Below are 25,221 nucleotides of genomic sequence, written 5' to 3'. Positions count from 1 at the left end.
CAAATAATTGATGATGCCAACTTGGATTAAGAATATCCTAAACAAACGACAACTCGATCCTCCTAAATCACTTTTGGAAAGAAATCTTGGCGCATTTATCAATTACTTAGTAAGCACATCAACTACGATTGCACCCTTGCCTAAGAGTTTAAAGCATAAAGTAAGAGCTTTTGCCCTATTAGAAGCAGAAGATAAACTATTAAATCTACCAGAACTCTACTTATCCTTCGAGAAATTTTATACAAGGACTCGTATCAAGCCAAAAGAATTTATCAAATCCATTCGTCAATATAGTGTTCAAAATTTTCCTGAACTAACTAAAGATAACTATATATCTCTCTTGTTTTTATCTAATAAACATCAAGAATTTGAATTTTGCAGATCATTTCTACTAGACATTTTAAGCAAGATCAGTACACTTCTCACGAAGGAAGAAATGAGCAATTTTGATCACCTTTATACAGAATTAAAAAACGATCCTGTAGATACTACTCAAAACTTTATTAGTATTCGTAAACAACTGTTATCTGCATCCAATGAAATTTTTGATTCTTTAAAAGAATTTGTAGGTCTTAACACCTCTTTAAATATCTACTTACAGATCTACAAAAAATATTTTCAATTATATCATCTTTCTGATAACTTTACCACAATTCTTAATGTTATTCCAGAAGAAATACTTTCTGAAGATTTAATCCATTTTCCTAGTAAGCAGGAAATGTTACGAATGCTACACCAACAACTCTACAGTTTAGAAAGCATTAACGATCAGCTTACCAAAGAGATTATTGCCAAAAAGAAAATTGAAGAGCAATTAAAGGAAAGTGAGCATCTAAAATCTACTGTCCTGGAGACCGCTATGGATGGTATTATATTATTGGACAGTGATGCAATGGTTTTGACCTGGAATAAAATGGCAGAACATATTTTGGGTATCAAAAAGGAAGAAACCATAGGAAGAAGCATTTATCTATTTGTACCTCAAAAGCTTAGGAAAGAATTAAAAAATAGTTTTCATAACTACAAACTCAAAGGTTATGATCAACTTATTAATAAACGAGTTGAAACTATAGTACATAGAAAAAATGGAGTTCCTGTTCATGTTGAACTTACTTTAATCGCTATTAAAACTAAAAATGATTATATATTTAATGCGTTCTTTAGAGATATAACACAGAAAAAGAAAGTCGAAGCAGAAATCAGAGAAGCAAAAATGGCTGCAGAGAAATCTGCATCTGCAAAATCTATGTTTCTATCGAATATGAGTCATGAGATAAGAACGCCGTTGAATGTAATTTTAGGTTTGACCAAGATACTTCAGCAAAGTAAATTTGAATCTCCCGAAACGGATCAAAAAAATCTTGATGGCATTCATTTTTCTGCAGAAAATCTTTTAGTACTCGTAAATGACATTTTAGATTTTTCAAAAATTGAAGCGGGTAAATTGACTATTCATAAAACTAATTTTAACATTCATGATTTAATACATAAAATTTCTCGTGGTTTTAAAATTAAAGCAGAAGAAAAAGGATTAAAACTTTTTCTAAATATTCATTCTAAAGTACCAAAATTCATAATTGGTGACCAACATCGACTTAGCCAAATTCTAACTAATTTGCTTGGTAATGCGATCAAATTTACAGAAAAGGGAAGTGTCACTATAGAAGTTAGCTGTAAAGATGAATCGGATAAATCTATTTCGCTACGCTTTAAGGTAATCGATACGGGTATTGGAATTCGCAAGGATAAACTACAAAATATCTTTAAAAGTTTTTATCAGGCATATAATCCAGATAGTACTAAGATCGAAGGTACTGGACTTGGCTTGACTATATCCAAAAGATTAATTGAGTTACAAAAAGGAAACTTAAAAGCCAAAAGTGCCTTAGGAGAAGGTTCTCAATTCGAATTTTCTATAAAATACAAGAAAAGCGAATTGAAAGCACTAGATACTACGAGTGTAACTGCCACTAATCATCTAGTAGATCTGAATTTTAATAACATGAAAATTCTTATTGTAGATGACAATAAAATGAATCAATTTTTCATGAGGCAATTATTTGCCAGCTGGAAAATTATGACCGATATTGTTGATAATGGAAAGCTTGCTATCGAAAAATTAAATATTCAAACTTATGATCTAATTTTAATGGATATGCATATGCCTGTTATGGATGGACCAACAACGGCTCAAGCCATTCGAAAATCACCCAATTCAAAATTTAATAAAATCCCAATAATTGCTTGTACAGCAGATGTTTTTCCTGAATCAGAAAAAAGAGCCATTGCTGCCGGAATGGATTTTTATTTGACCAAACCCATCAGTGAAAATGCTCTAAAAGAAATTCTCTATAGCTTAAAACCTAATGAACAAAATTACTCAAACAAAGAGTTGAGTAAAAAACGTGCAGAGCTTACACGTTTATCCACTCCTTCTTTTCAAAAACATTCAAATTTTTCGTCTCTCAAGTATACCTTTAATAATGATGTAAAAACCATACATGACATCATTGAAATATTCTTAAAAGAGACACCAAAAGATTATATTATTTTAAAATCAAGCATACGTGATCGTGACTACAACCTAATCAAAGTTTATGCTCATAAAATAAAGTCTAGTTTTAAACTATTTGGTATAGAAAAAGAGTCCAAATATTTACAAGAAATTGAAAACCTTACCGAAGGAAGTCGAAATATAGAAAAAATTGAAAAGCTTCAAAATCTTATTGACAAAACCTATCCTTTAATTCTTAAGGAAATAAAAATGTATCAATCTTCTCTAAAACCTACACTAGAAGAAGAATAATTAATTGGGATACTCTTGTTATATTTGTACTCATGCATAAATATATCCAAAGTCTACAAAATAGTAGTATCAAGTACCTTTTACAATTAAAAGAAAAATCAAGAGTTAGACGTAAAGAAAAGTCTTTCTTAATAGAAGGTAGAAGAGAAATTGGCCTAGCAATAGAAGGTGGTTATTTGATTCACCAAATCTTTTATTATGCCGCCATCATTTCTGTTGAAGAAATCCATCTTCTTATTAGTAATCACAAATCTTCAATAGAACTTATTGAGATTACCAAAGATATATTTGAAAAAGTAGCTTACCGAGATACTACAGAAGGTATATTAGCTGTTGCAAAAAGTATTGACCTGCATATTTCTAATTTCTCGTTTTCCAATAAAAATCCACTTTTTATTGTTGCAGAGGCTCCAGAAAAACCAGGGAATATTGGAGCTATTTTGAGAACTGCCGATGCCGCTCAAGTCGATGGTGTTTTAATAGCAAATCCAAAATCAGATTTATATAACCCGAATATCATTCGCTCAAGTGTTGGGTGCATCTTTACCAATAAAATTGCTACTGGAACCAATGATGAAATTATATCTTTTTTAAAAAATAATGGTATTAATATATATGGCGCCGCACTTGAAGCCTCTGTACCTTACTATACACAAGATTACACCCAATCAACTGCAATAGTAGTAGGTACAGAAGCTACAGGACTCACACAAGACTGGCTTGCTGTTACCAAACATAATATCATAATCCCTATGAATGGCGTTATAGACTCAATGAACGTTTCTGTTGCTGCTGGAATTTTAATTTATGAAGCTAAAAGACAACGAGGTTTTTAAATTAAAAATGTTTATATTTTACCTACCCAATTCTTAAACCTATATTATTGTACTATGGTCCTATCCCCTACCTCCTTATTTTATGTAATAATAACCATTATTTTAGTGGTTTTTCTCGTGGATACTTTTCTAGATTATCTTAATGCAAAGCAATACAGTAATCCTATTCCAAAAGAGCTTGATGATATTTATGAGAAGGACGAGCATCAAAAATCTATTAATTACAAGCGAGCGAATTACCAATTTAAAACTGTATCATCCATAGTTTCACTTATACTTTTACTTATTTTTTTATATTTTAATGGTTTTGCTTATTTAGATCATCATTTACGTACAATATCAAATAATCCTATTGTATTAGGACTCCTTTTTATAGGCTCACTTCTTATTGTAAGCGATCTATTGGCTTTACCATTTGATTATTATAGAACTTTTGTAATCGAAGAACGGTTTGGTTTCAATACTACAACCAAGAAAACTTTTTTTATGGATAAACTAAAAGGATTACTCCTCCTAATTTTTGTTGGCGGAGGACTACTAAGCCTAATCATTTGGTTTTATCAATTGACTAAAGAAAATTTCTGGATTTATGCATGGTTACTTATTTCATTTTTTACGATTCTCATGAATATGTTTTATGCCAAACTATTTGTTCCCCTATTTAATGATCAAACACCTTTGGAAGCAGGAACCTTAAGAGATGAATTGCAAAAATACGCTACTAATGTTGGGTTTAAATTAAAAGACATTTATGTAATTGATGGATCCAAAAGAAGTACCAAAGCCAATGCTTACTTTTCGGGTTTGGGAAGTGAAAAAAGAATAACTTTATACGATACATTAATCAAAGATCTGGATACCGAAGAAGTCGTCGCAGTTTTGGCTCACGAGGTAGGACACTATAAAAAAGGTCATATAGTAATCAATCTAGCGTTATCCATTCTTTTAACCTGTTTTACGTTTTGGTTATTAGCCTATTTTATTGATAATCCAGTGTTAGCACAAGCTTTTGGTGTAAGCAATCCTTCATTTCATATAGGGTTAATAGCATTTGGCATTTTATTTAGTCCTATTTCAGAAATAACAGGTTTACTTATGAATATCGTATCCCGAAAATTTGAATATCAAGCTGATAATTTTGCTAAAAAAACCTACGCAAGAAATTTTTTGATTTCTAGCCTGAAAAAATTATCAAAGAATAATTTGAGCAATTTGACTCCGCATCCAGCAACAGTTTTCGTACATTACTCACATCCAACACTTTTACAAAGAATTAAAAATTTAAGAGAATAATGACATGTATCTAGCTTGCTATTTACTTTGGATAGTTGTACTTTTAACTATATCAGGTTTCGGAAGTAACTAAAATTATAATTCTTACTATCATGATATATTTTATATGTAAAATCGCACAAATTGTTTAAGAGGGTTTTATAAGAAATCTTGACATATGACAGAAGCTGCTATAGAAGAAGAAAATAAAAAAATTGCTAAGCAATACAAAGAGCTATTACGAATTAGCTACCGGGATCTAAGTAAAGAAGACAAGCTTCTTATTCGACAAGCATTTGATGTTGCGGTTGATGCACATAAAGATCAACGTCGTAAAAGTGGAGAAGCATATATATTTCACCCTATCGCTGTAGCCAAAATCGTAGCTAGCGAAATAGGGTTGGATGCTACATCTATTGCAGCAGCTTTGTTACACGATGTTGTTGAAGATACAGAATATACTTTAATTGATATCGAGCAAATGTTTGGTGAAACTGTCGCAAGAATAGTTGATGGTTTAACCAAAATATCTTCATTAAAACACGACAGGGACATTTCGCTCCAAGCCGAGAATTTTAGAAAAATGTTACTTACGCTCAATGATGATGTAAGAGTGATCATTATTAAAATTGCGGATCGTCTTCATAACATGCAAACCATGGATGCTATGAGATCAGATAAGCAAGTTAAGATAGCGTCAGAAACTTTATATATTTATGCTCCATTAGCGCATAGGATTGGTTTGTATAACATCAAAACTGAATTGGAAGATTTAGGTCTGAAATATACAGAACCAGAAGTTTACAAGGATATTCTCGAAAAAATAAAGGATAGCAAAGAAGAACAAGATGCTTACATCAAAAGATTTTCGGATAAAATAAGCGAAGGATTGGATCGAGAAGGTCTCAATTATGAAATTAAGGGACGCCCAAAATCTATTTTTTCTATTCGACGTAAGATGATCAAACAAAATGTTACGTTTGATGAAGTTTATGACAAATTTGCGATACGAATAGTATATAAGTCGGATATAGAAAATGAAAAATTTATAGCCTGGAAAATATATACCGTTGTCACCGATTTTTACCGCCCCAACCCTATTCGACTAAGAGATTGGATTTCACAACCCAAATCAACTGGTTATGAAGCACTACATATAACCGTTATAGGACCCGATAGCAAATGGGTAGAGGTTCAAATTCGTAGTGCACGTATGCATGAAATAGCCGAAAAAGGATATGCTGCCCATTATAAATATAAAAATAACGAAGAACAACAAGATCAAGGACTTGATGGGTGGCTAAATAGATTGCAGGAAGCACTAGAAAATTCTGAAACAAACGCTGTTGATTTTGTTGAAGAATTCAAACTCAACCTATATGCAAAAGAAATTTTTGTTTTTACACCAGAGGGCGATCTCAAATCATTACCAAAAGGAGCAACTGCCTTAGATTTTGGATTTAGTGTACATACAGAAATTGGTTTAAAAACTAGAGGAGCACGTGTTAATGGCAAACTGGTCCCATTGAGTCATGAGTTAAACAGTGGAGATCAAGTAGAAATTATTAAATCCAACAATGCAAAACCTTCATCTAGCTGGTTAGATTATGCAACAACTGCAAGAGCGCGCTCAAAAATTAAATCTGCATTAAGAGATGAAAAAAAGCAAATTGCAGAGGATGGAAAAGCTATTTTAAAACGCAAGTTACGTTCACAAAAAATATCATTAAACGAGAAAGTCATTAATGAACTCGTTCTGTACTTTAAACTTAAAACCAGTTTAGATCTTTTTTATAGAGTGGGCATCGGTACCATCGATAATCAAAAGATTAAAGATTTTGCCACTACACGTAGTAATATGTTTATGAATTTTATTAAAAATAAAATTCGTAGAAATACACCTAGTGATGTTAATAAAGATGAAATCACACAAAAATATGATCTTATCGTTTTTGGAAAAGATGCCGAAAAATTAGAGTATAAATTAGCTAACTGTTGTAATCCTATTCCTGGTGACGATGTTTTTGGTTTTATTACGGTAAATGAAGGAATCAAAGTCCACAAGAAAAACTGTCCAAATGCTTTACAGCTACAAAGTAATTACTCCTACCGGATAATGTCTGCAAAATGGATAGATTCGACTCAAGAAGAATTTAAAGCAGTTATCAAATTAAACGGCATTGATAATATTGGCGTAGTAAATGATGTTACTCAAATTATTTCTACCAATATGCATTTGGCAATTTACAATATGAATTTTGATACCAATGATGGGGTTTTTACTGGTAAAATAACTGTGGGAGTTAAAAATAAAGACGTTTTAAAATCTGTAATAAAAAATCTTTCCAAAATAAGTGGTATTGATAAAGTAGTAAGAGAATAAAAAATAATGTAACTTTGCGTTTTAAGCGTATGAGCACTAAAACATCTACAGCAAGCGATCAGAATATCGTCAAAAACGTATTTACGAGTTTTTTAGAAGAAAAAGGGCACCGTAAAACACCCGAACGATATGCAATACTTCAGGAAATATATGAGAGTGAAGAACATTTTGATATAGAATCACTATACATCAAAATGAAAAATAAAAACTACAGGGTTAGTCGCGCAACTTTGTACAATACTATTGAATTATTGTTGGATTGCAAATTAGTGCGTAAGCATCAATTTGGACAAAATCAAGCCCAGTATGAAAAGTCATATTTTGATAGACAACACGATCATCTTATTTTAACTGATACAGGTGAGGTACTAGAGTTTTGTGACCCTCGCATACAATCCATAAAAAAAACAATCGAAGAAATTTTTGATGTAGATATTACAAATCATTCTTTGTATTTCTACGGAACTAAAAAGAAACCAACTAATTAATAAAACGAATGGCGGTAAATTTATTACTGGGTCTTCAATGGGGAGATGAAGGTAAAGGTAAAATTGTAGATGTTCTAACAAAGGATTATGATATTATAGCTAGATTTCAAGGAGGTCCTAATGCAGGTCATACATTGGAATTTGATGGTATTAAACACGTTTTACATACGATTCCTAGTGGGATTTTTCATGACAAAGCAATTAATCTTGTGGGCAACGGAGTGGTTATTGACCCTGTCATCTTTAGAAGAGAGCTAGAAAATTTAGACAAGTTTTCAATAGATTATAAGTCAAAACTTCTCATATCTAGAAAAGCACATCTTATTTTACCAACGCATCGCATCTTGGATGCCGCTTCAGAAGCTTCAAAAGGTAAAGCTAAAATTGGTTCCACACTTAAAGGTATTGGACCAACATATATGGACAAAACTGGTCGTAATGGCATCCGTGTTGGTGACTTAGAGCTCGAAGATTTTAAAGATCGCTATAGAAATCTTGCAGATAAGCATGAGGCTATGATTGATTTTTATGATTCAAAAATAGAATACAACTTAGATGAATTAGAACAGGAATTTTTTGCTGCAATAGAAGTTTTAAAGTCTTTGACATTTATTGATAGCGAAGAATATTTACACACTGCCCAGCGAGAAGGTAAAACTATTTTGGCTGAAGGCGCACAGGGATCCTTACTTGACATAGATTTTGGAACCTATCCTTTTGTAACTTCATCTAATACAACTGCTGCTGGAGCATGTACAGGATTAGGTATTGCTCCAAATAAAATTAAAGACGTCTTTGGTATTTTTAAAGCGTACACCACCCGAGTGGGAAGTGGACCTTTTCCTACCGAGTTGTTTGATGAAGATGGAGAAACCATGGCACGTGTTGGTAACGAATTTGGCGCTACCACGGGGCGACCTCGCAGATGTGGTTGGCTAGACCTTGTAGCACTTAAATATGCTGTACAAGTAAATGGTGTTACTCAACTTATGATGATGAAAGGTGATGTCCTTAGTGGTTTTAAATCACTCAAAATATGTACTGCATACGCTTATAAAGGTAAAACAATTACACATTTACCATATAATATCGAACCCGAAAATGTTACTCCCATTTACACAGAGGTTGCAGGATGGTCGGCTGACCTAACGAAAATGACAAGTAAAGATCAGTTTCCTAAAGAATTAATTGCGTATATAGAATTTTTAGAAAAAGAATTAGAAACGCCTATAAGCATTGTCTCAGTAGGACCAGATAGAAAACAAACAATCTATAGATAAGGTATCTTAATTGCACTTAGTGCAACAAATTAAAAATCCTCAAGTTCTAGTATGTACTTGAGGATTCTTTTGTATAATAAACCACGTCATTAACTGTAAATTTTGTTATTTTGTATCCTAACTTTTATCATTTGAAAACTACTTATTTACATCTAATCATTCTACTTTTTTGTACGCTACAAATCATCGCGCAGGAGAAAGAGGGAAAAAAGATTAATATTCAGTCTGATCGTACGATAAAAAATGAAACTCAATATCCAGGTGCAACAATTCTATTAAAAATAGATAATCAAGTGTACATGAAGCATGAGGGCGTAGAAATTTGGTGCGATCAAGCCATTCATTATGGAGAAGAAAAATTTGTAAAAGCCATTGGCAATGTAGTTATGAAGCAGGGAGACACTATAGAAGTCACCAGTAAGTATGCCGAATATAATGGAAATACAAAATTCGCCTATGCCAGAGATAATGTTTTTATGGAGACCCCCAGTAACACGTTAACCACAGACACTCTATTTTTTGATCGTTTAAGACAACAAGCCTATTATCGAAGTGGTGGTATTGTTAAAGACTCATCCAATACCTTAACTAGTCGTATCGGACGGTATTTTATGGATAGAAAGCAATTTTCATTTAACACGAATGTAAAGGTAGTAAACCCAGAAAACACTATACATTCGGATCGATTAGATTACTATACCGAAACTGGAAATGTTTTTCTATACGGACCATCTACCGTTTTAGGAAAAGAAAGTAAATTATACTGTGAACGTGGTTTCTATGATACCAAAGCAAAAATCGGATACGCAATAAAAAATGCAAAAATTGATTATGACAAGCGTACCGTATATGGTGACAGCATTTTCTATAACAGTGCTAAACAATTTGCATCAGCTACCAATAATATAAAAGTTTTAGATACTACAAATAACAGTGTGATCACAGGACATTATGCTGAAGTGTTTAAAGCGAAAGATTCTGTATTTATCACAAAGCGGGCATTAGCGGCTACATTACAAGAAAAAGATTCAATATTTATACACAGTGATACGCTAATGGTAACAGGTAAGCCAGAAAAAAGAATAATGACTGGGTTTTATGATGTTCGAATTTATAAAAACAATATGAGTGGCAAAAGTGACTCGATCAATGTCGATCAAATTACTGGCTATACAAAAATGCTAGGTAACCCTATAATCTGGTCGCAAAAAAATCAAATGACTGGCGATACGATAACACTTATCTCAAATACTAAAACTGAAAAACTGGATTCTCTACTCGTTTATCCCAATTCATTTTTGGCACAAGAGGACACTTTAAAGGCAGGATACAATCAAGTTAAAGGTCAAATTCTTTATGGACTTTTTAAGGATAACGAACTATACCAAGTCGATATAGATAAAAACACTGAGACTATCTTTTATCAAAGAGAAAGCGAGGGAGCGCTTAAACTAATAGGTATTAATAAAGTAGTATCCAGTTCAATTAGACTCATGTTCGCAGATCAAGACATTGAAGATGTATACTATTTTAAAAATGTTGACGGAACGTTATATCGTGAAATTGATTTACCAGAAAATGCAAGACAATTATCAGGTTTGAACTGGAGAGGAGATGAGAAAATTGTAAGTAAGCAAGATTTATTTAGAGGTGAAGTACCCCCAAAACTTATTAAAATTAAAGGTATCCCACTACCCGAAGAAGATGATGATTTTTTTGATGAACAAACCGTAAAACGACTGCAGGACAATACGTCCGAAAATTCTAGAATGATGAAACAAAAACTAGAAGATGCAGAACTAAAAGATACAAATGACGAGCTTAATGATTCTTCCCAGAAAAAAGAATCAAATCCAGAAGAAAAAACAAGTAAAACCAATGCTAGTTCTAATAACAAAGAACCGTCACCTGTTAGAGTTATGGTAAAAAATAAAAGGAGGGATACCAAAGAAAAATAATTCACCTTTTCTTATTCTAAAAATTTAATTTATATAACAGATTTAGTCCCGTTGAAAAAAGATTTTTTAACATATCAAGCGCAAACTACTCCTCATCCTCTTGCTTTAGAAATTTCTTATGCTGAGGGTTGTTACATTTACACCACTGACAACAAATCGTATCTCGACTTTATAGCTGGGGTCTCTGCATGTAGTTTGGGACATAGACACCCTAAAGTAGTACAAGCAATTAAAGATCAATTAGATCGCTATTTACATGTTATGGTCTATGGCGAATTTATACAGGAAACCCCTGTACAACTAGCCAAATTATTAGCAAGTCATTTACCTAAACCACTGGAACAAACGTACTTGACTAATTCTGGAACAGAAGCTATTGAAGGAGCGCTTAAATTAGCTAGACGCGTAACAGGCAGAAGTGAATTAATAGCTGCCAAAAATGCTTACCACGGTAATACAATGGGGTCCCTAAGTGTTATGGGGTATGAAGAACGTAAACAAGTTTTTAGACCTTTACTACCTGATGTATCATTCATTCGTTTTAATGAAATCGATGATTTGCAAAAAATCACTAAGCGCACAGCAGGTGTCGTTTTGGAAACAATACAAGGAGGTGCAGGCTTTATCGTTCCAACGGGTGAATACTTTATGAAAGTAAAACAACGGTGTATTGACGTTGGTGCATTATTAATTTTAGATGAAATTCAACCAGGATTTGGTAGAACCGGAAAATTATTCGGTTTTGAACATTTTGGGATTATCCCAGATATTCTTGTTATGGGTAAAGGTATGGGCGGAGGATTACCCATAGGTGCTTTTACTGCGTCGTATGAGCATATGAGTATGCTTCAAGAACGACCAAAACTAGGTCATATCACCACCTTTGGTGGTAATCCCGTTATTGCCGCAGCCGCTTTAGCAACATTAAAAGAACTAACAGAAAGCGACTTAATGTCAGCTTGTTTAGAAAAAGAAAAAGTATTTCGTTCCCTTTTAATACATCCACTAATCAAAGAAATCAGAGGAAAAGGACTGATGCTAGCCATCATTACACCCACAGCAGAAATTGCAAATAAGATTATCATTAAATGTAAAGATGCAGGTATTCTTTTATTTTGGCTTTTGTTCGAACCATCAGCCATTCGTATTACTCCTCCCCTCACTATAAGCTACCAAGAAATAGAAATCGGGTGTAGACAAATTTTAGGTGTTATGGATGTATTACATGCCGAACTCAGTCCTACATAAAAAACAAATTAATATAACGCTTCAAAACGTGCATAAATAAATCTTTTACGAGTACATTTACAGTTGATTTTACTCGAGTAGTATTGCTCATTATGGTATAACTTTTGTTAATTAGTTTGTTAAAAACAATTAGTTTTTACTTGATAAAAAGTCAAATTCATTTGTACATTTATTATAAGTAGAAATGAATAATGCTTAAATTTATTTTTGAGAGCGAAATAAAAAAACGTATCTTCATATAACACACAGGCTGATATATTTAGAAAAATCTACGTACTATCGCAATCATCCTAAATCAGGCACAACATTATATGTGTATGAAATTTAACTACGAAGAAGAAGAAAATAATTTCTCTATAACGCGATACGAATCGATGCTTAAATCAAACGATCTTAAGTTTTTTGATTCAGACGAATTTGAATCTATCATTCATCATTACCTTGAAAATGGTAAAATAGCTAAAGCAAAAAAAGCGATTTCTCTAGGACTTTCGCAGCATCCATCTTCGGTAAATCTAAAGCTTTTACAGGTCGAAGTTTTGATTTTTGAAGATCGTCTAGAAAAAGCTGATACTCTTTTGGCACAATTACATGCGATCGAACCAGAAAATGAAGAGATCTATATCCAGAAAGCAAATATTTTATCCAAACAAAATAACCATAAGGAAGCTATCGCTCTATTACTACAAGCACTTAGTTTTACCGATGAAACAGCTGATATTTATTCTCTTTTGGGCATGGAATATTTATTCTTAGATGATTTTGAGAATGCAAAGGTAAATTTTATGGAATGTTTGGATAATGATGACGAAGACTATTCTGCGCTTTACAACGTTATTTATTGCTTTGATTTTTTGGATCAGCATGATGAAGCTATTGAGTTTTTGAATAGCTTTTTAAATAAAAACCCCTACTGCGAAGTAGCTTGGCATCAAATAGGAAAACAATATTACGATCTCAAAGAATACGATAAAGCACTTGCTGCTTTCGAATTTGCAATAATAAGTGATGAATATTTTATTGGCGCATATCTTGAAAAAGGGAAAGTGTTAGAAAAGCTGAAACGTTATAATGAAGCTATCGAGAATTATCGAATTACGCTAGAACTTGATGACCCTACATCGTTTGCCCTTTTGCGTATTGGAACGTGTTTTGAAAAATTAGGTAGTGACGAATTGGCAATTAAACACTTTTCCAAAACGGTGCACGAAGACCCCTTACTTGATAAAGGATGGATCGCAATCACCGATTTCTATATGCGGAAGAAAAACTACCAGAAAGCGCTGTATTACATCAAAAAAGCAATTCATATTGATAGCGAAAATGTTTTATATTGGAAACGATATGCAAAAATCAATAATAAACTTGGATTTTTTGAAGAAGCTGAAAATGGTTTCAGAAAAACCTTAGAACTCGGTAATTATGAATTAGAGACATGGTTAAATCGCTCGGATATCTTACGCTTTTTGGGAGAACCAGAGGGTGCTGTTCATAATTTAAAACAAGCTATAGAATTTTATCCAGAAAATGCTGAAGTACATTATCGTATCGCAGGTTTGTATTTTGAAAATCAAGATTTTGAAAATGGAGAAAAGCACTTACGCCAAGGACTTGATCTAGATTATGAGTATCATATTGTTCTTGAAGAGTTGTATGAAAAAATTTATGAGCTTCCATTAATCAAACGTATCATAGCAGAGTACGAACATATTTAAAAAACACATCTATAAACTAGTATGAGAGGTAGCCAAATCACGATGTTTTAGGCTACCTTTATTATTTAATGATTCTTTCTAATTAAAAGCATAGTCCTCTAGATTTCCATCAAAAAATACATACATTTGTTGGAGTTTATCATAAAAACCATTAAGAATGCGAAGGAGTCTAAAAGACTATATAGTAATATCGATAAAAGGCATTGCGATGGGTGCAGCCGATGTTGTACCTGGCGTATCGGGAGGTACAATTGCATTTATTTCAGGGATATATGAAGAGTTGATTAGTACAATAAGCAATTTAGATTTTGGTTTTTTTAAAGAATGGAAGCGTACAGGGTTAAGTGCCTCTTGGAGACAATACAATCTTTCATTTTTGACCGCTTTATTTATAGGTATCGTCCTAAGTATACTATCCTTGGCCAAAGTTATAAAATGGTTAATGATTAACGAACCCCTTTTTTTGTGGGCTTTCTTTTTTGGTTTAGTCTTAGCAAGCATTGTTTATGTTGGTAAGCAAATCTCTAATTGGCAATTACTAACGATACTTAGTCTTACTATTGCTGCAATAGGATCTTATTTTATTACGCTAGCAGAACCTATGGCATCTCCCGATAGTTCTTGGTATTTAATTTTTTGTGGTTTTATTGCGATCATTGCTATGATTCTTCCAGGAGTATCTGGAGCTTTTATTTTGTTAATCTTAGGAGCTTATCAAACATTTATTGATATTTTAAATGAATTGAGAAAAGGCATGACATCTTTTGACGGTGAAATGCTGTTAAACGCCTTTTCAAAACTTGGATTGATTGCTATTGGCGCTATTGCTGGACTCAAGATATTCTCAAAAGTACTAACGTGGATGTTTACGAATCACAAAAATATAACCTTAGCAATTCTTACAGGGTTTATGATTGGTTCTTTAAATAAATTATGGCCTTGGAAAGAAGTGATTTCATGGCGTCAAAATTCAGAAGGATTACCTGTTCCCCTTGTAGAAAAAAGTGTGAATCCTTTGCAATTTGATGGTGATCCTCATATTCTAGGAGTGATCATTTTTATGATTATTGGGATTTTATTGATTCTCGGATTAGAAAAAATTGCTAATAACAAACAAGCATAGATCATGCAACAAAGCACAAGGACGTTTAGCGATAAATTCTTTTTGGTAATCAAAGGATTAGCTATGGGTGCTGCGAATAAGGTTCCTGGGGTCTCTGGTGGTGTAGTCGCTTTTGTTGCTGGTTTTTACGAAGAGTTTATATATTCTCTGCAAAAGGTAAATATTAAAGCTTTCAAGCTTTTATTTAACTTTAGATTTAAAAGTTTTTGGCGTTACATCAATGGTCGCTTTTTGGGATTGTTAGTTTTGGGAATGCTTATTAGTTACTTTAGTGTTTCAAAAATTCTGGATTACTTAATAGTTCACTTTGAATTGTTTGTATGGGCCGCTTTTTTCGGAATGATTATCGGTTCTATTTATTACATTCTTAAAGATTTTAACGAATGGAGTCGACGTAATCTAATTCTAATGTTACTGGGTATTGTAGCGGGTATAGGAATTAGTTTGTTAGAGCCTGCAAGAGAAAATGACAATCTTTGGTTCGTTTTCTTTTGTGGTATCATTGGCGTATCAGGAATGACATTACCAGGTTTATCTGGCTCATTTATACTAATATTACTTGGTAATTACGTTTTGCTACTGGTTGATTCTGTAAATGCACTTTACGATACTATTGCAGATATTGTACAGTGGGACTTTTCTTTTATTTACGAGACACATCGTATTCGCTTGTTAAAAGTATTGGTTATATTTAGTTTAGGTTCTATAACAGGATTAGTAACGCTATCTCATGGTCTAGGTTATGTTCTTAAACATTTCAAAAATGCAACATTCGCTGTTATTATAGGATTTATAACTGGTTCACTCGGCGTAGTATGGCCTTGGAAAACCAAAGTTTTTAAACGAGATGAATCTTATAAAATTCTTACCGACGGGAATGGTAATCCAGTGTTAGATAATTATGATCGTTATTTTCCAGACTTTCAAGATTTTGAGACTTATGTAGGACTAATTTTTATTCTTTTGGGTATTGGATTAATTCTATGGCTAGAATGGTACGGCAAAAAAACATTACAGCATCGCTAATAATATGAAAAAAGTTTATGGTTTAATTGGTAAGAATATTGATTATTCTTTTTCGAGAAAATATTTTGCTAATAAATTCAGTAAAGAACAATTACCCTGTGAATATAAAAATTTTGATATTGAAAATGTAAGCGATTTTAATCAACTTCGTAAGATTAAAAACATTAAAGGTTTCAACGTTACTATTCCTTATAAAGAAGCAATATTATCATTGGTAGATGAACTAGATCCTATAGCCGAGAATATAGGCGCTATTAATGTTATTAGGATTACCAACGAAGGGAAAACAATTGGATACAATAGTGATTATTATGGGTTTGCACATGCTCTATTACCCTATCTGCCTGAAAATTATAAACTTAATGCCTTAATTCTTGGGACAGGGGGCGCTTCAAAAGCAGTTAAATATGCACTACAAACTTTACGCATTCCTTATAGCACAGTATCCAGAAAACCTTCGGCAACACAGCTATCCTACTCAGATATCAACAAAGATTTACTCATACATAATCAATTGATAATAAATACCACTCCCTTAGGTACATACCCAGAGATCAATCAATCTCCAAACCTGCCCTATAACTATATTACCTCCAATCATATTTTATATGATTTAATTTATAACCCAGAAAGAACTAGTTTTTTAAACTACGGTAAGCAAAATGGGGCTACCATAATTAATGGTGAAAAAATGCTTATTCTGCAAGCAGAAAAATCTTGGGAAATCTGGAACTTATAAAATTCGAGTTTATTTAATCAACATTTTATAGCTTCATTTAACTATTAAATAGTATGCTTATTTACTCAAAAGCTTTGAAATCCTTTGAGTTTTTAGCAGATGTTAGTATCTTAGTGATGCTATACGCACTGATAAACAAAAATATATACAATGCCCACACATGACAACCTGTCAAAGACAGATGGAAACCAAGAAGAGAAAACACCTATAGAAACCGTTATCTCTACAAACTCATTCTCAAAACCTACTGCAGAGGATGACACTAGTACAATAGATACTAACAACGATAATACTGTTATTTCTCAAGATATAGAAAAAACCTCTGATCCAAAAGATGCTGCTAGTATTCAAAATGAAATGGATAATGCAGTTGCAGAAGATAGTGAGGATGAAACAACACTTGAACGGCATAATATAGAAAAGAAGGATTATCATGCACTCACGAAGCAAGAATTAATTGATGAACTTAAAACTTTGGTCAAAACTGAAAAAATTCAAGCCATAAAGGAACATGTGGATGAGATTAAAGCAGAATTTGATGCTAAATTTAATGAAGAGTTTGAGCATAAAAAGGATGAATTTTTAGCTGAAGGCGGAGATCTGATTGACTTTTACTATTCCACTCCTCTAAAAAAAGAATTTAGTTCTGTTTACTTTGATTACAAAGAAAAACGAAATGCTTATTATCAGGATCTCAAAAAAGACCTGCAATCCAATTTGAATAAACGTTTAGAAATTATTGAAGAACTTAAAGGTCTTCTTAATATTGATGAAAACATAAATACAACCTACAACCATTTTAAAGAAATTCAGGAAAAATGGCGTAATGCAGGTCCCATACCAAGAGATAAGTACAATACTATTTGGAATACTTATCACCATCACACCGAAAATTTTTATGATTTTTTACATCTTAACAGAGAATTTAGGGATTTAGATTTTAAACACAATCTAGAGCAAAAATTAAAAATTATAGAAAGAGCCACCGAACTTGCGCAGGAAACCGATATTAATCGATCCTTTAGAGAATTACAACTTCTTCACAAAATGTGGAAAGAAGATCTAGGACCCGTAGAAAAACAATATCGAGATGTTATTTGGGAAAAATTTAGTGATCTCACAAAGCAGATTCATGAAAATAGACAACGCTATTTTAAAGAAATCGATAAAGTTTATGAGAAAAATCTAGAAGTAAAGCTAGATATCATAGAAAAAATAAAACAAGTAGCTAGCGACACACCTTCTAATCATTCTGGTTGGCAAGCTAAGATTAAAGAAATTGAAAGTTTGAGAGATTCTTTTTTTAAAGCTGGTAAGGTTCCTGCTCAAGTGAATGAGGCTACATGGGATGCTTTTAAAGCTTCGGTTAGAGAATTTAATCGAGATAAAAATTCTTTCTATAAAAATCTAAAAAAAGATCAGTTTGACAATCTAAAAAAGAAGATGGAACTGATCAAAATTGCTGAGGATAATAAAGATAGTGATGACTTTCAGGCTATGACTCCTTTAATGAAAAAAATTCAAAACGATTGGAAAAAAATTGGACACGTACCAAGAAAAGATAGTGATCGTATTTGGAAACGTTTTAAAAATGCCTGTAACTTTTATTTTGATCGAATTAATGCCGAAAGAAAAGAAGCAAATAAGGAAGAAGAAGATAATTATGAAGTGAAGAAAAGTAAATTAGACACACTCAAACAGCTCACTTTATCTGGTAATGTCGAAGAAGACCTCAAAGTTATTAAACAACATATCGAAGCATGGAAATCTCTGGGTAGAGTTCCTTATAGCAAGAAACAAATAGAATCTGATTTTAATAAGTTTTTAGACAGCTATTTTGAACAACTCAATTTAAGCCGAAAGGAAACCGAACTTATTAAATATGAAAATAGACTGAATGCATTGGCTAGTCAAAATGATGAACGTGGTCTTGCGCAAGAACAGAGTTTTATTCGTAAAAAAATAGATGAAGTGAAAGGTGAAATTCGACAACTTGAAAATAATCTTCAGTTCTTTAAGCATGCAGATGACAGCAATCCAATGGTCATGGATGTTAGAAAAAATATTTCAAAACATCAAGATACGTTGGATGTATGGAAATCTAAACTAAAAAAAATAAAACAACTTTAAGCCACCAATAGCCCATTTATCTAAAACTAAATGGGCTATTTTTATTACCCAATTGCAAAAACTATGCGTTGCTCCCTCTGTGATGGAAAAACAAGTTTATTCTACACTCTTTCAAATCGTGAATACTATCGTTGTAATACCTGCGACGGAACGCAACTAGCACCAAAAAATCGCTTGTCTCAACTCGATGAAAAAGCGCGCTATTTACTTCATAAAAATGATGTTCATGATCCAGGCTATCAACAATTTGTTGCTCCAATAGTTGACGCTATCTTAAAAAATCATGATAATCGCGCCTTGGGTCTCGATTTTGGATGTGGCACAGGTCCAGTAATAGCTAAACTTCTTTCTGCATCCCAATATAAGATAGAAAAATATGATCCCTTTTTTATGCAAGACCTATCTGTATTGAAACAGTTTTACAATTATATAATTTGCTGTGAAGTTATTGAGCATTTCTACACTCCCAAAAAAGAATTTGAATTGCTTCACTCACTACTTAAGCCTAACGGAAAAATGTACTGCAAAACTAATCTTTTGCTGCCTACTATAAACTTTGAGACATGGTGGTATAAGAATGATAGCACTCATGTTTTTTTCTATAGCAAAAACACCTTAAATTATATTAAAGAGGCATTTCATTTTGAAACTTTAGTTATCAAAAAAGATTTATTTATTTTAGGTAAGTAAGGTTATAATCGCTTTGCTTCTTCCCAAAAAATATCCATTTCTTTTAAAGTCATTTCGTCAAGAGGTTTTTTGAGCTGTTTTGCTTTCTGCTCTAAATATTGAAAACGTTTTATAAATTTTTTATTGGTACGCTCAAGAGCGTCTTCGGGATTAATTTTAAGAAAACGTGCGTAATTTATCATAGAAAAAAGAACATCTCCAAACTCTGCTTCCATTTTATCTTGATCTTGATTATCAATTTCTAATTGAAGTTCGTTGAGTTCTTCTTTTACCTTTTCAAATACCTGTTTAGGCTCTTCCCAATCAAATCCAACACCAGCAACCTTATCTTGAATTCGACTAGCTTTAACTAAGGCTGGCAAGGATTTTGGCACACCTTCTAAGACACTTTTTTTTCCTTCTTTTAATTTCAGGCTTTCCCAATTTCGCTTTACATCTGCCTCATTTTTTACTTTGATATCACCATAAACATGAGGATGACGATGAATCAATTTTTCACTAATACTATTGGCTACATCTGCAATATCAAAATCATGAGTTTCACTTCCTATTTTGGCATAAAAAACAATATGAAGTAACAAATCTCCAAGTTCATTTTTAACTTCTTGTAAATTATTATCGAGTATAGCGTCTCCCAGCTCATATGTTTCTTCGATAGTCAAATGCCTAAGGGTTTGTAAGGTCTGTTTTTTATCCCATGGACATTGCTCACGTAGCTCATCCATTATGGTTAATAATCTATCGATAGCATCAAGTTGATCGGCTCTAGTATTCATAGCATCTTACAATTGAAAATTTTGCATGCGTAGTTGTGTCGCATTGAACTCGCTAATCATTTGTTCAATTATTACCGCTGCAGGTTTTATGTCATGTATTAATCCAGATACCTGGCCAATTTCTAATTCACCTTCTTCCAAATCACCCTCAAACATTCCTTTTTTGGCTCGTGCTCTACCAAGAAGTGTTTTGAGCTCTTCTACAGTGGTACCTTTGGTATAAAGTGCATGAACATCATTAAAAAATTTATTTTTAAGCAATCGAACAGGAGCAAGTTCTTTTAATGTTAGTTGCGTATCTCCTTCTTTTGCAGCAACAACCTGTTGTTTAAATAAGGTATGAGACGATGCTTCCTCACTAGCTACAAAGCGACTGCCTACTTGAACTCCATGAGCTCCTAAAGCCATCGCAGCAAACATAGCAGCTCCTGTAGCTATACCTCCAGCAGCAATTAAAGGAATTTTAATTTGCTCTTTAACCATAGGTATTAGTGTTAAGGTTGTGGTTTCATCACGACCGTTGTGTCCTCCTGCTTCAAAACCTTCGGCTACAACTGCGTCGACGCCACCATCTTGTGCTTTTAGCGCAAATTTTAAACTACTTACAACATGTACAACAGTTATTCCTTTCTCTTTTAAAAAATGTGTATACGATTTGGGATTACCCGCCGAAGTAAAAACGATCTTTACTCCTTCCTCTACAATAATTTGAAGTATTTCTTCTAGATTGGGGTAAAGCATTGGCACATTTACTCCAAAAGGAGCATTTGTTGCTTGTTTGCATTTTTGAATATGCTCTCTAAGAATTTCTGGATACATAGAGCCAGCTCCGATCAATCCTAACCCACCTGCGTTACTTACTGCACTGGCTAATCGCCACCCACTTGCCCAAATCATTCCGCCTTGTATGATTGGATACTTAATAGAAAAGAGCTCTTTAATTGTTTGCATAAACTTTACTTTTTTTTGACAAGAAATAAATTCAAATATCAGGATTATTTAGAATGAAGCCTAATTTTAGAAAAGTGTTTAAATTACTTCGTTAAAATTAAGAAATTACTCCAGACCCTATCAATTCATCATCATGATACCACGCTACAAATTGACCTTCACTAATAGCGCTCTGTGCATTTTTAAATTCTACATATAATCCAGAAGCGGTTTGATGTAATACAGCTTCTTCTAAAGGTTGACGATAGCGAATTCTAGCCATCACGTTCATTGTTTCACCGTCCTGTAATGTCAAATCTTTACGAATCCAATGAACTTCTTCATTGAGTACAACCAATGCATAGCGATATAAACCAGGATGATTTTTACCTTGACCGGCGTAAATGGTGTTAGTAACTACATCTGTCTCGATAACAAACAATGGTTCTGGGGTTCCTCCCACTGCAAGTCCTTTGCGTTGCCCCTTGGTAAAATAGTGAGCCCCTTGGTGCCTTCCTACTATTTTGCCTTGATCGGGTGTATAGCTATATTTTTCAGCTAAAAGTTCTAGCTTCACTTCTTTTTTAGTGTGATGATATGAATGCGATTTTTTAAAAACTTCATCATCAGAAGCAATTTCAATAATATTACCCTCGATGGGTTTCAGCTTTTGTTGTAAAAATTCTGGTAAGCGAACCTTTCCTATAAAGCATAATCCTTGAGAGTCTTTCTTATCGGCTGTGATAAGATTTTGTGATTTTGCAATTTCACGCACCTCAGACTTGAGCAAGTCTCCTATTGGAAAAAGCGTTTTTGAAAGTTGCTCTTGAGATAGCTGACATAAAAAATAAGATTGATCTTTGTTTGTATCTTTTCCCGCTAATAAGCGATGCGTTAATTTACCATCTACGGTTATTGAATCCTTTCTACAGTAATGACCGGTTGCTACAAAATCTGCCCCTAGTGACATGGCAATTTTCATAAAGACATCAAATTTGATTTCTCTATTGCACAATACATCAGGATTAGGAGTTCTCCCTTTTTCATATTCATAAAACATATAATCTACAATACGGTCTTTATATTGTTCACTTAAGTCAACCGTTTGAAAGGGGATTCCAAGTTTTTCTGCTACCAAAAGTGCATCATTACTATCGTCTAACCAAGGACACTCGTCGGATATGGTTACAGAATCATCATGCCAATTTTTCATAAATAAGCCTATCACCTCATACCCCTGCTCTTTTAACAAATATGCAGTAACGCTTGAATCAACCCCTCCTGATAATCCTACAATAACTCTCTTCATTTTATTTACGCTTCAGTCTGCAAAAATAATAATAAAAAAAGCAATGCATATGCATCGCCTCATGGTTTTCTCTATCTCAATATTTTCTTATGTTATCATTTGCTCCGCAAAGGAAAAGACTTACGCTCTGATAGCTTTCCATCCTTATAATACGTCCAGATACTATCTTTTCGATCATTTTTATATTTACCTTCAATCAGTAATTTACCATCTGGGTCATAATATTTTGTCATACCGTGTAACTGATCATCTTGATACGTATATTCTTTAATAAGAACTCCTTGCTCAGAATAAATAAAACGCTGTCCTTGACGCTTTCCATCCACGTATAAAACACGTTCTGTAAGTTGACCATTGGGAAAATAAGTGAGTTGTTCGCCATTTACCTTATCATTTTTATAAAATTCTGTCATCATTAGTTTATCAGAATTATTATGATAGTAATCCCATCTACCTACTCTTTTCTTGTTTAGCAAAGTACCTGTACTCATCAAAGTTCCTTTTTGTGAATAGTAACTTACATATACTGAGTCAGTTTTTTTTGAGAATTTCTTTATTGCAGTTGGTTTGTCACCGCTACTAGGTTTATAAAATTTAAATTCTCCAATTTCTTTACCATGTTCGAAATTACCTTGATAACGTAATTGCTCTGAGTTTGGATACGTTTTTTGCCATTTGCCATGACGTTTACCTTCAGCATCAAATTCATTATAAGTTTGAGCAAAACTGGTGCTTATGAGCATACAAAAAAAATAAACTAAAATATTGAATTTCATATATCAAAAAATTTAACCAAATCAATAATTCAAAAAATATGCCATTTGTAAAGTAACACTTTTAAAACAAACTAATTAATTCAAATAAAAACATTAAACATTTCTTAACCTAGTATTAAAAAATCTTTAAGAGTCGTTAAAGTATACTTGATTAACTATTGTTTAACTTATGTTATGAAAAATTAAACAAAAATATATTGTTTCTTAGATGCAACAAATTTAAAACTTAAAAACATGAAAATTATTTCAAACATTGGAAAATTTGCTATTATTGGGGCTTTGGTATTAGGTATCGCCTCATGCAGTGATGATGATGACGGGGATTTTGTTGAGTTAGAAACAAATCTTGTTGTAACAGCAACCGCAGACAGCGAGTTGACTTCGCTTGTTGCGGCTTTGGCTAAGGCCGAATTGGTTACAACACTTAACGGATCTGGACCATTTACAGTATTAGCTCCAACAGATGCCGCATTTAGCGCTTTTTTAGAAGCTAATAATTATGAAAATGTCAATGACATTCCTGTAGAAACATTAAAACAAGTATTATTAAATCACGTTATCCCAGGAGAAATAGAAGCTGCCGATTTGAAAGCTGAGGTATCGGGGTATGCCACCACCGCATCTACAGCGGGTCCCAACGGTGCTAATATTAGTATCTATTATGAAGCTTCGAGTGATGTAACGTTCAACGGAGGAAAAGATAATGGTGGAGCAACTGTAACCACTGCAGATATTAGCGCATCCAATGGAATAATTCATAAGGTAGATGCAGTTATCGGATTACCAGATATTGTATCTATGGCAAAAGCAAATGCTAATTTTTCAACGCTCGTAAGTGCGGTGGTAGCTGCTGATCTTGTTACAACTCTACAAAGTGATGGTCCTTTTACTGTTTTCGCTCCAAATAATGCTTCATTTTCAACTTTTTTAAGTGATAATGAGTTCAGTACTCTAGAGGATGTTCCCACAGAAACATTAACACAAACTTTACTTAATCACGCACTTACCTCTGCAACAACAAGTTCAGATCTAAGTGCCGAGGGATCAGGATACGTACAAACTGCTTCTACAGCTGGTCCAGATGGTGAAAATATTAGTATGTTTTATGATGCTAGTAGTGGTGTTATCATTAATGGTGGTGCTTCTAATAAAGGAGCTCAAGTTGAAACTGCTGATATCGTAGTTACAAATGGTATTATCCATCAAGTGGATGCAGTAATTAATTTACCAAACGTAACCACATTTGCTGCAGCTGATACTAGATTTTCTACCCTTGTAACTGCTTTAACTGAAGCTAATTTGGTAGGTGCTTTACAAGCAGAAAATGGTACAGGAACACCAGAAGCACCTTTTACTATATTTGCTCCAACTAATACTGCTTTTGATGAATTAGCTGAGATACCTACTGGGGATGCTTTAACAGATGTATTACTATTACATGTAATCGAAATGAGTAATGTTACATCTGCTGATCTTACGACGTCTACAGTAGTTTCTCTTGGTGGTAATTTGGATATTGACGCTACTGCTATTACCGTAAAAGGAGAAGGTAATGCAGAAGCAAGTGCTATAATTTTAGCTGATGTACAAGCTACTAACGGAGTAATACATGCTATTGACCAAGTTTTATTACCAAATCCTAATTTATAAAACAGGAACGAACTAATTTTATAAAACCCAGATGATTAAAATCGTCTGGGTTTTATAATTTATAGATATCTAAGTAAAAAAAGTTA

The 25,221-nt window shown here is 33.2% G+C and carries 19 protein-coding genes; 15 read left to right on the top strand and 4 right to left on the bottom strand.

Features of this window, described 5'->3' with window-relative positions:
- Positions 1-13 precede the first annotated feature (13 nt).
- The 14 genes from ACE939_RS02330 (at position 14) to ACE939_RS02265 (ending at position 19,694) form a co-directional block, all read left to right on the top strand.
- Positions 14-2,806 (top strand): ATP-binding protein, encoded by a 2,793-nt coding sequence (locus ACE939_RS02330; protein WP_378187176.1) that lies wholly within the window; start codon positions 14-16, stop codon positions 2,804-2,806.
- 32 nt (positions 2,807-2,838) lie between these two features.
- Complete coding sequence (locus ACE939_RS02325; protein ID WP_378187175.1) at positions 2,839-3,642, top strand: TrmH family RNA methyltransferase; 804 nt, start codon at positions 2,839-2,841, stop codon at positions 3,640-3,642.
- Between the two features lie 54 nt (positions 3,643-3,696).
- Positions 3,697-4,935, top strand: a complete 1,239-nt coding sequence (locus ACE939_RS02320; RefSeq protein WP_378187174.1) for a M48 family metallopeptidase — start codon at positions 3,697-3,699, stop codon at positions 4,933-4,935.
- A gap of 157 nt (positions 4,936-5,092) precedes the next feature.
- Entirely contained in the window at positions 5,093-7,297 is a 2,205-nt protein-coding gene (locus tag ACE939_RS02315; RefSeq protein ID WP_378187173.1) for a RelA/SpoT family protein, read from the top strand.
- A gap of 29 nt (positions 7,298-7,326) precedes the next feature.
- Positions 7,327-7,785: a Fur family transcriptional regulator gene (locus tag ACE939_RS02310; RefSeq protein WP_378187172.1), complete on the top strand. Its 459-nt coding sequence runs from the start codon at positions 7,327-7,329 to the stop codon at positions 7,783-7,785.
- A gap of 8 nt (positions 7,786-7,793) precedes the next feature.
- Entirely contained in the window at positions 7,794-9,065 is a 1,272-nt protein-coding gene (locus ACE939_RS02305; protein ID WP_378187171.1) for an adenylosuccinate synthase, read from the top strand.
- A 131-nt stretch (positions 9,066-9,196) separates the two neighbouring features.
- Positions 9,197-11,023 (top strand): OstA-like protein, encoded by a 1,827-nt coding sequence (locus ACE939_RS02300; protein ID WP_378187170.1) that lies wholly within the window; start codon positions 9,197-9,199, stop codon positions 11,021-11,023.
- Positions 11,024-11,074: 51 nt separating this feature from the next.
- The gene (locus ACE939_RS02295) at positions 11,075-12,271 is read left to right on the top strand and encodes an aspartate aminotransferase family protein (RefSeq protein WP_378187169.1); all 1,197 of its coding nucleotides are present in this window, start codon (positions 11,075-11,077) and stop codon (positions 12,269-12,271) included.
- 317 nt (positions 12,272-12,588) lie between these two features.
- Positions 12,589-13,986: a tetratricopeptide repeat protein gene (locus tag ACE939_RS02290; RefSeq protein WP_378187168.1), complete on the top strand. Its 1,398-nt coding sequence runs from the start codon at positions 12,589-12,591 to the stop codon at positions 13,984-13,986.
- A gap of 157 nt (positions 13,987-14,143) precedes the next feature.
- Positions 14,144-15,109 carry a DUF368 domain-containing protein gene (locus ACE939_RS02285; RefSeq protein ID WP_378187167.1) on the top strand — a complete coding sequence of 322 codons (966 nt, stop codon included), beginning with the start codon at positions 14,144-14,146 and terminating at the stop codon, positions 15,107-15,109.
- 3 nt (positions 15,110-15,112) lie between these two features.
- Entirely contained in the window at positions 15,113-16,135 is a 1,023-nt protein-coding gene (locus ACE939_RS02280; RefSeq protein ID WP_378187166.1) for a DUF368 domain-containing protein, read from the top strand.
- Positions 16,136-16,139: 4 nt separating this feature from the next.
- Positions 16,140-16,874 (top strand): shikimate dehydrogenase family protein, encoded by a 735-nt coding sequence (locus ACE939_RS02275; protein ID WP_378187165.1) that lies wholly within the window; start codon positions 16,140-16,142, stop codon positions 16,872-16,874.
- A 150-nt stretch (positions 16,875-17,024) separates the two neighbouring features.
- Positions 17,025-19,004: a DUF349 domain-containing protein gene (locus ACE939_RS02270; RefSeq protein ID WP_378187164.1), complete on the top strand. Its 1,980-nt coding sequence runs from the start codon at positions 17,025-17,027 to the stop codon at positions 19,002-19,004.
- 63 nt (positions 19,005-19,067) lie between these two features.
- Complete coding sequence (locus tag ACE939_RS02265) at positions 19,068-19,694, top strand: class I SAM-dependent methyltransferase (RefSeq protein ID WP_378187163.1); 627 nt, start codon at positions 19,068-19,070, stop codon at positions 19,692-19,694.
- 2 nt (positions 19,695-19,696) lie between these two features.
- Here ACE939_RS02265 and mazG read toward each other — a convergent pair whose 3' ends face one another.
- The 4 genes from mazG to ACE939_RS02245 all read right to left on the bottom strand — a co-directional run bounded on the left by mazG (position 19,697) and on the right by ACE939_RS02245 (position 23,452).
- Complete coding sequence (gene mazG / locus ACE939_RS02260) at positions 19,697-20,470, bottom strand: nucleoside triphosphate pyrophosphohydrolase (RefSeq protein ID WP_378187162.1); 774 nt, start codon at positions 20,468-20,470, stop codon at positions 19,697-19,699.
- Between the two features lie 6 nt (positions 20,471-20,476).
- Positions 20,477-21,421: an NAD(P)H-dependent flavin oxidoreductase gene (locus ACE939_RS02255; protein WP_378187161.1), complete on the bottom strand. Its 945-nt coding sequence runs from the start codon at positions 21,419-21,421 to the stop codon at positions 20,477-20,479.
- A 97-nt stretch (positions 21,422-21,518) separates the two neighbouring features.
- Entirely contained in the window at positions 21,519-22,709 is a 1,191-nt protein-coding gene (gene mnmA / locus ACE939_RS02250) for a tRNA 2-thiouridine(34) synthase MnmA (protein WP_378187160.1), read from the bottom strand.
- Between the two features lie 95 nt (positions 22,710-22,804).
- Complete coding sequence (locus ACE939_RS02245; protein ID WP_378187159.1) at positions 22,805-23,452, bottom strand: toxin-antitoxin system YwqK family antitoxin; 648 nt, start codon at positions 23,450-23,452, stop codon at positions 22,805-22,807.
- A gap of 267 nt (positions 23,453-23,719) precedes the next feature.
- Here ACE939_RS02245 and ACE939_RS02240 point away from each other — a divergent pair, with 267 nt between their 5' ends.
- Positions 23,720-25,135, top strand: coding sequence for a fasciclin domain-containing protein (locus ACE939_RS02240; protein WP_378187158.1), 1,416 nt, complete (start codon positions 23,720-23,722; stop codon positions 25,133-25,135).
- Positions 25,136-25,221: the final 86 nt, after the last annotated feature.

Origin of the sequence: Aquimarina rhodophyticola (assembly GCF_042434915.1) — a bacterium.
Lineage (GTDB): Bacteria > Bacteroidota > Bacteroidia > Flavobacteriales > Flavobacteriaceae > Aquimarina.
The sequence above is the reverse complement of the archived record's forward strand: the minus strand, read 5'-3'. Positions and strand labels throughout refer to the sequence as shown.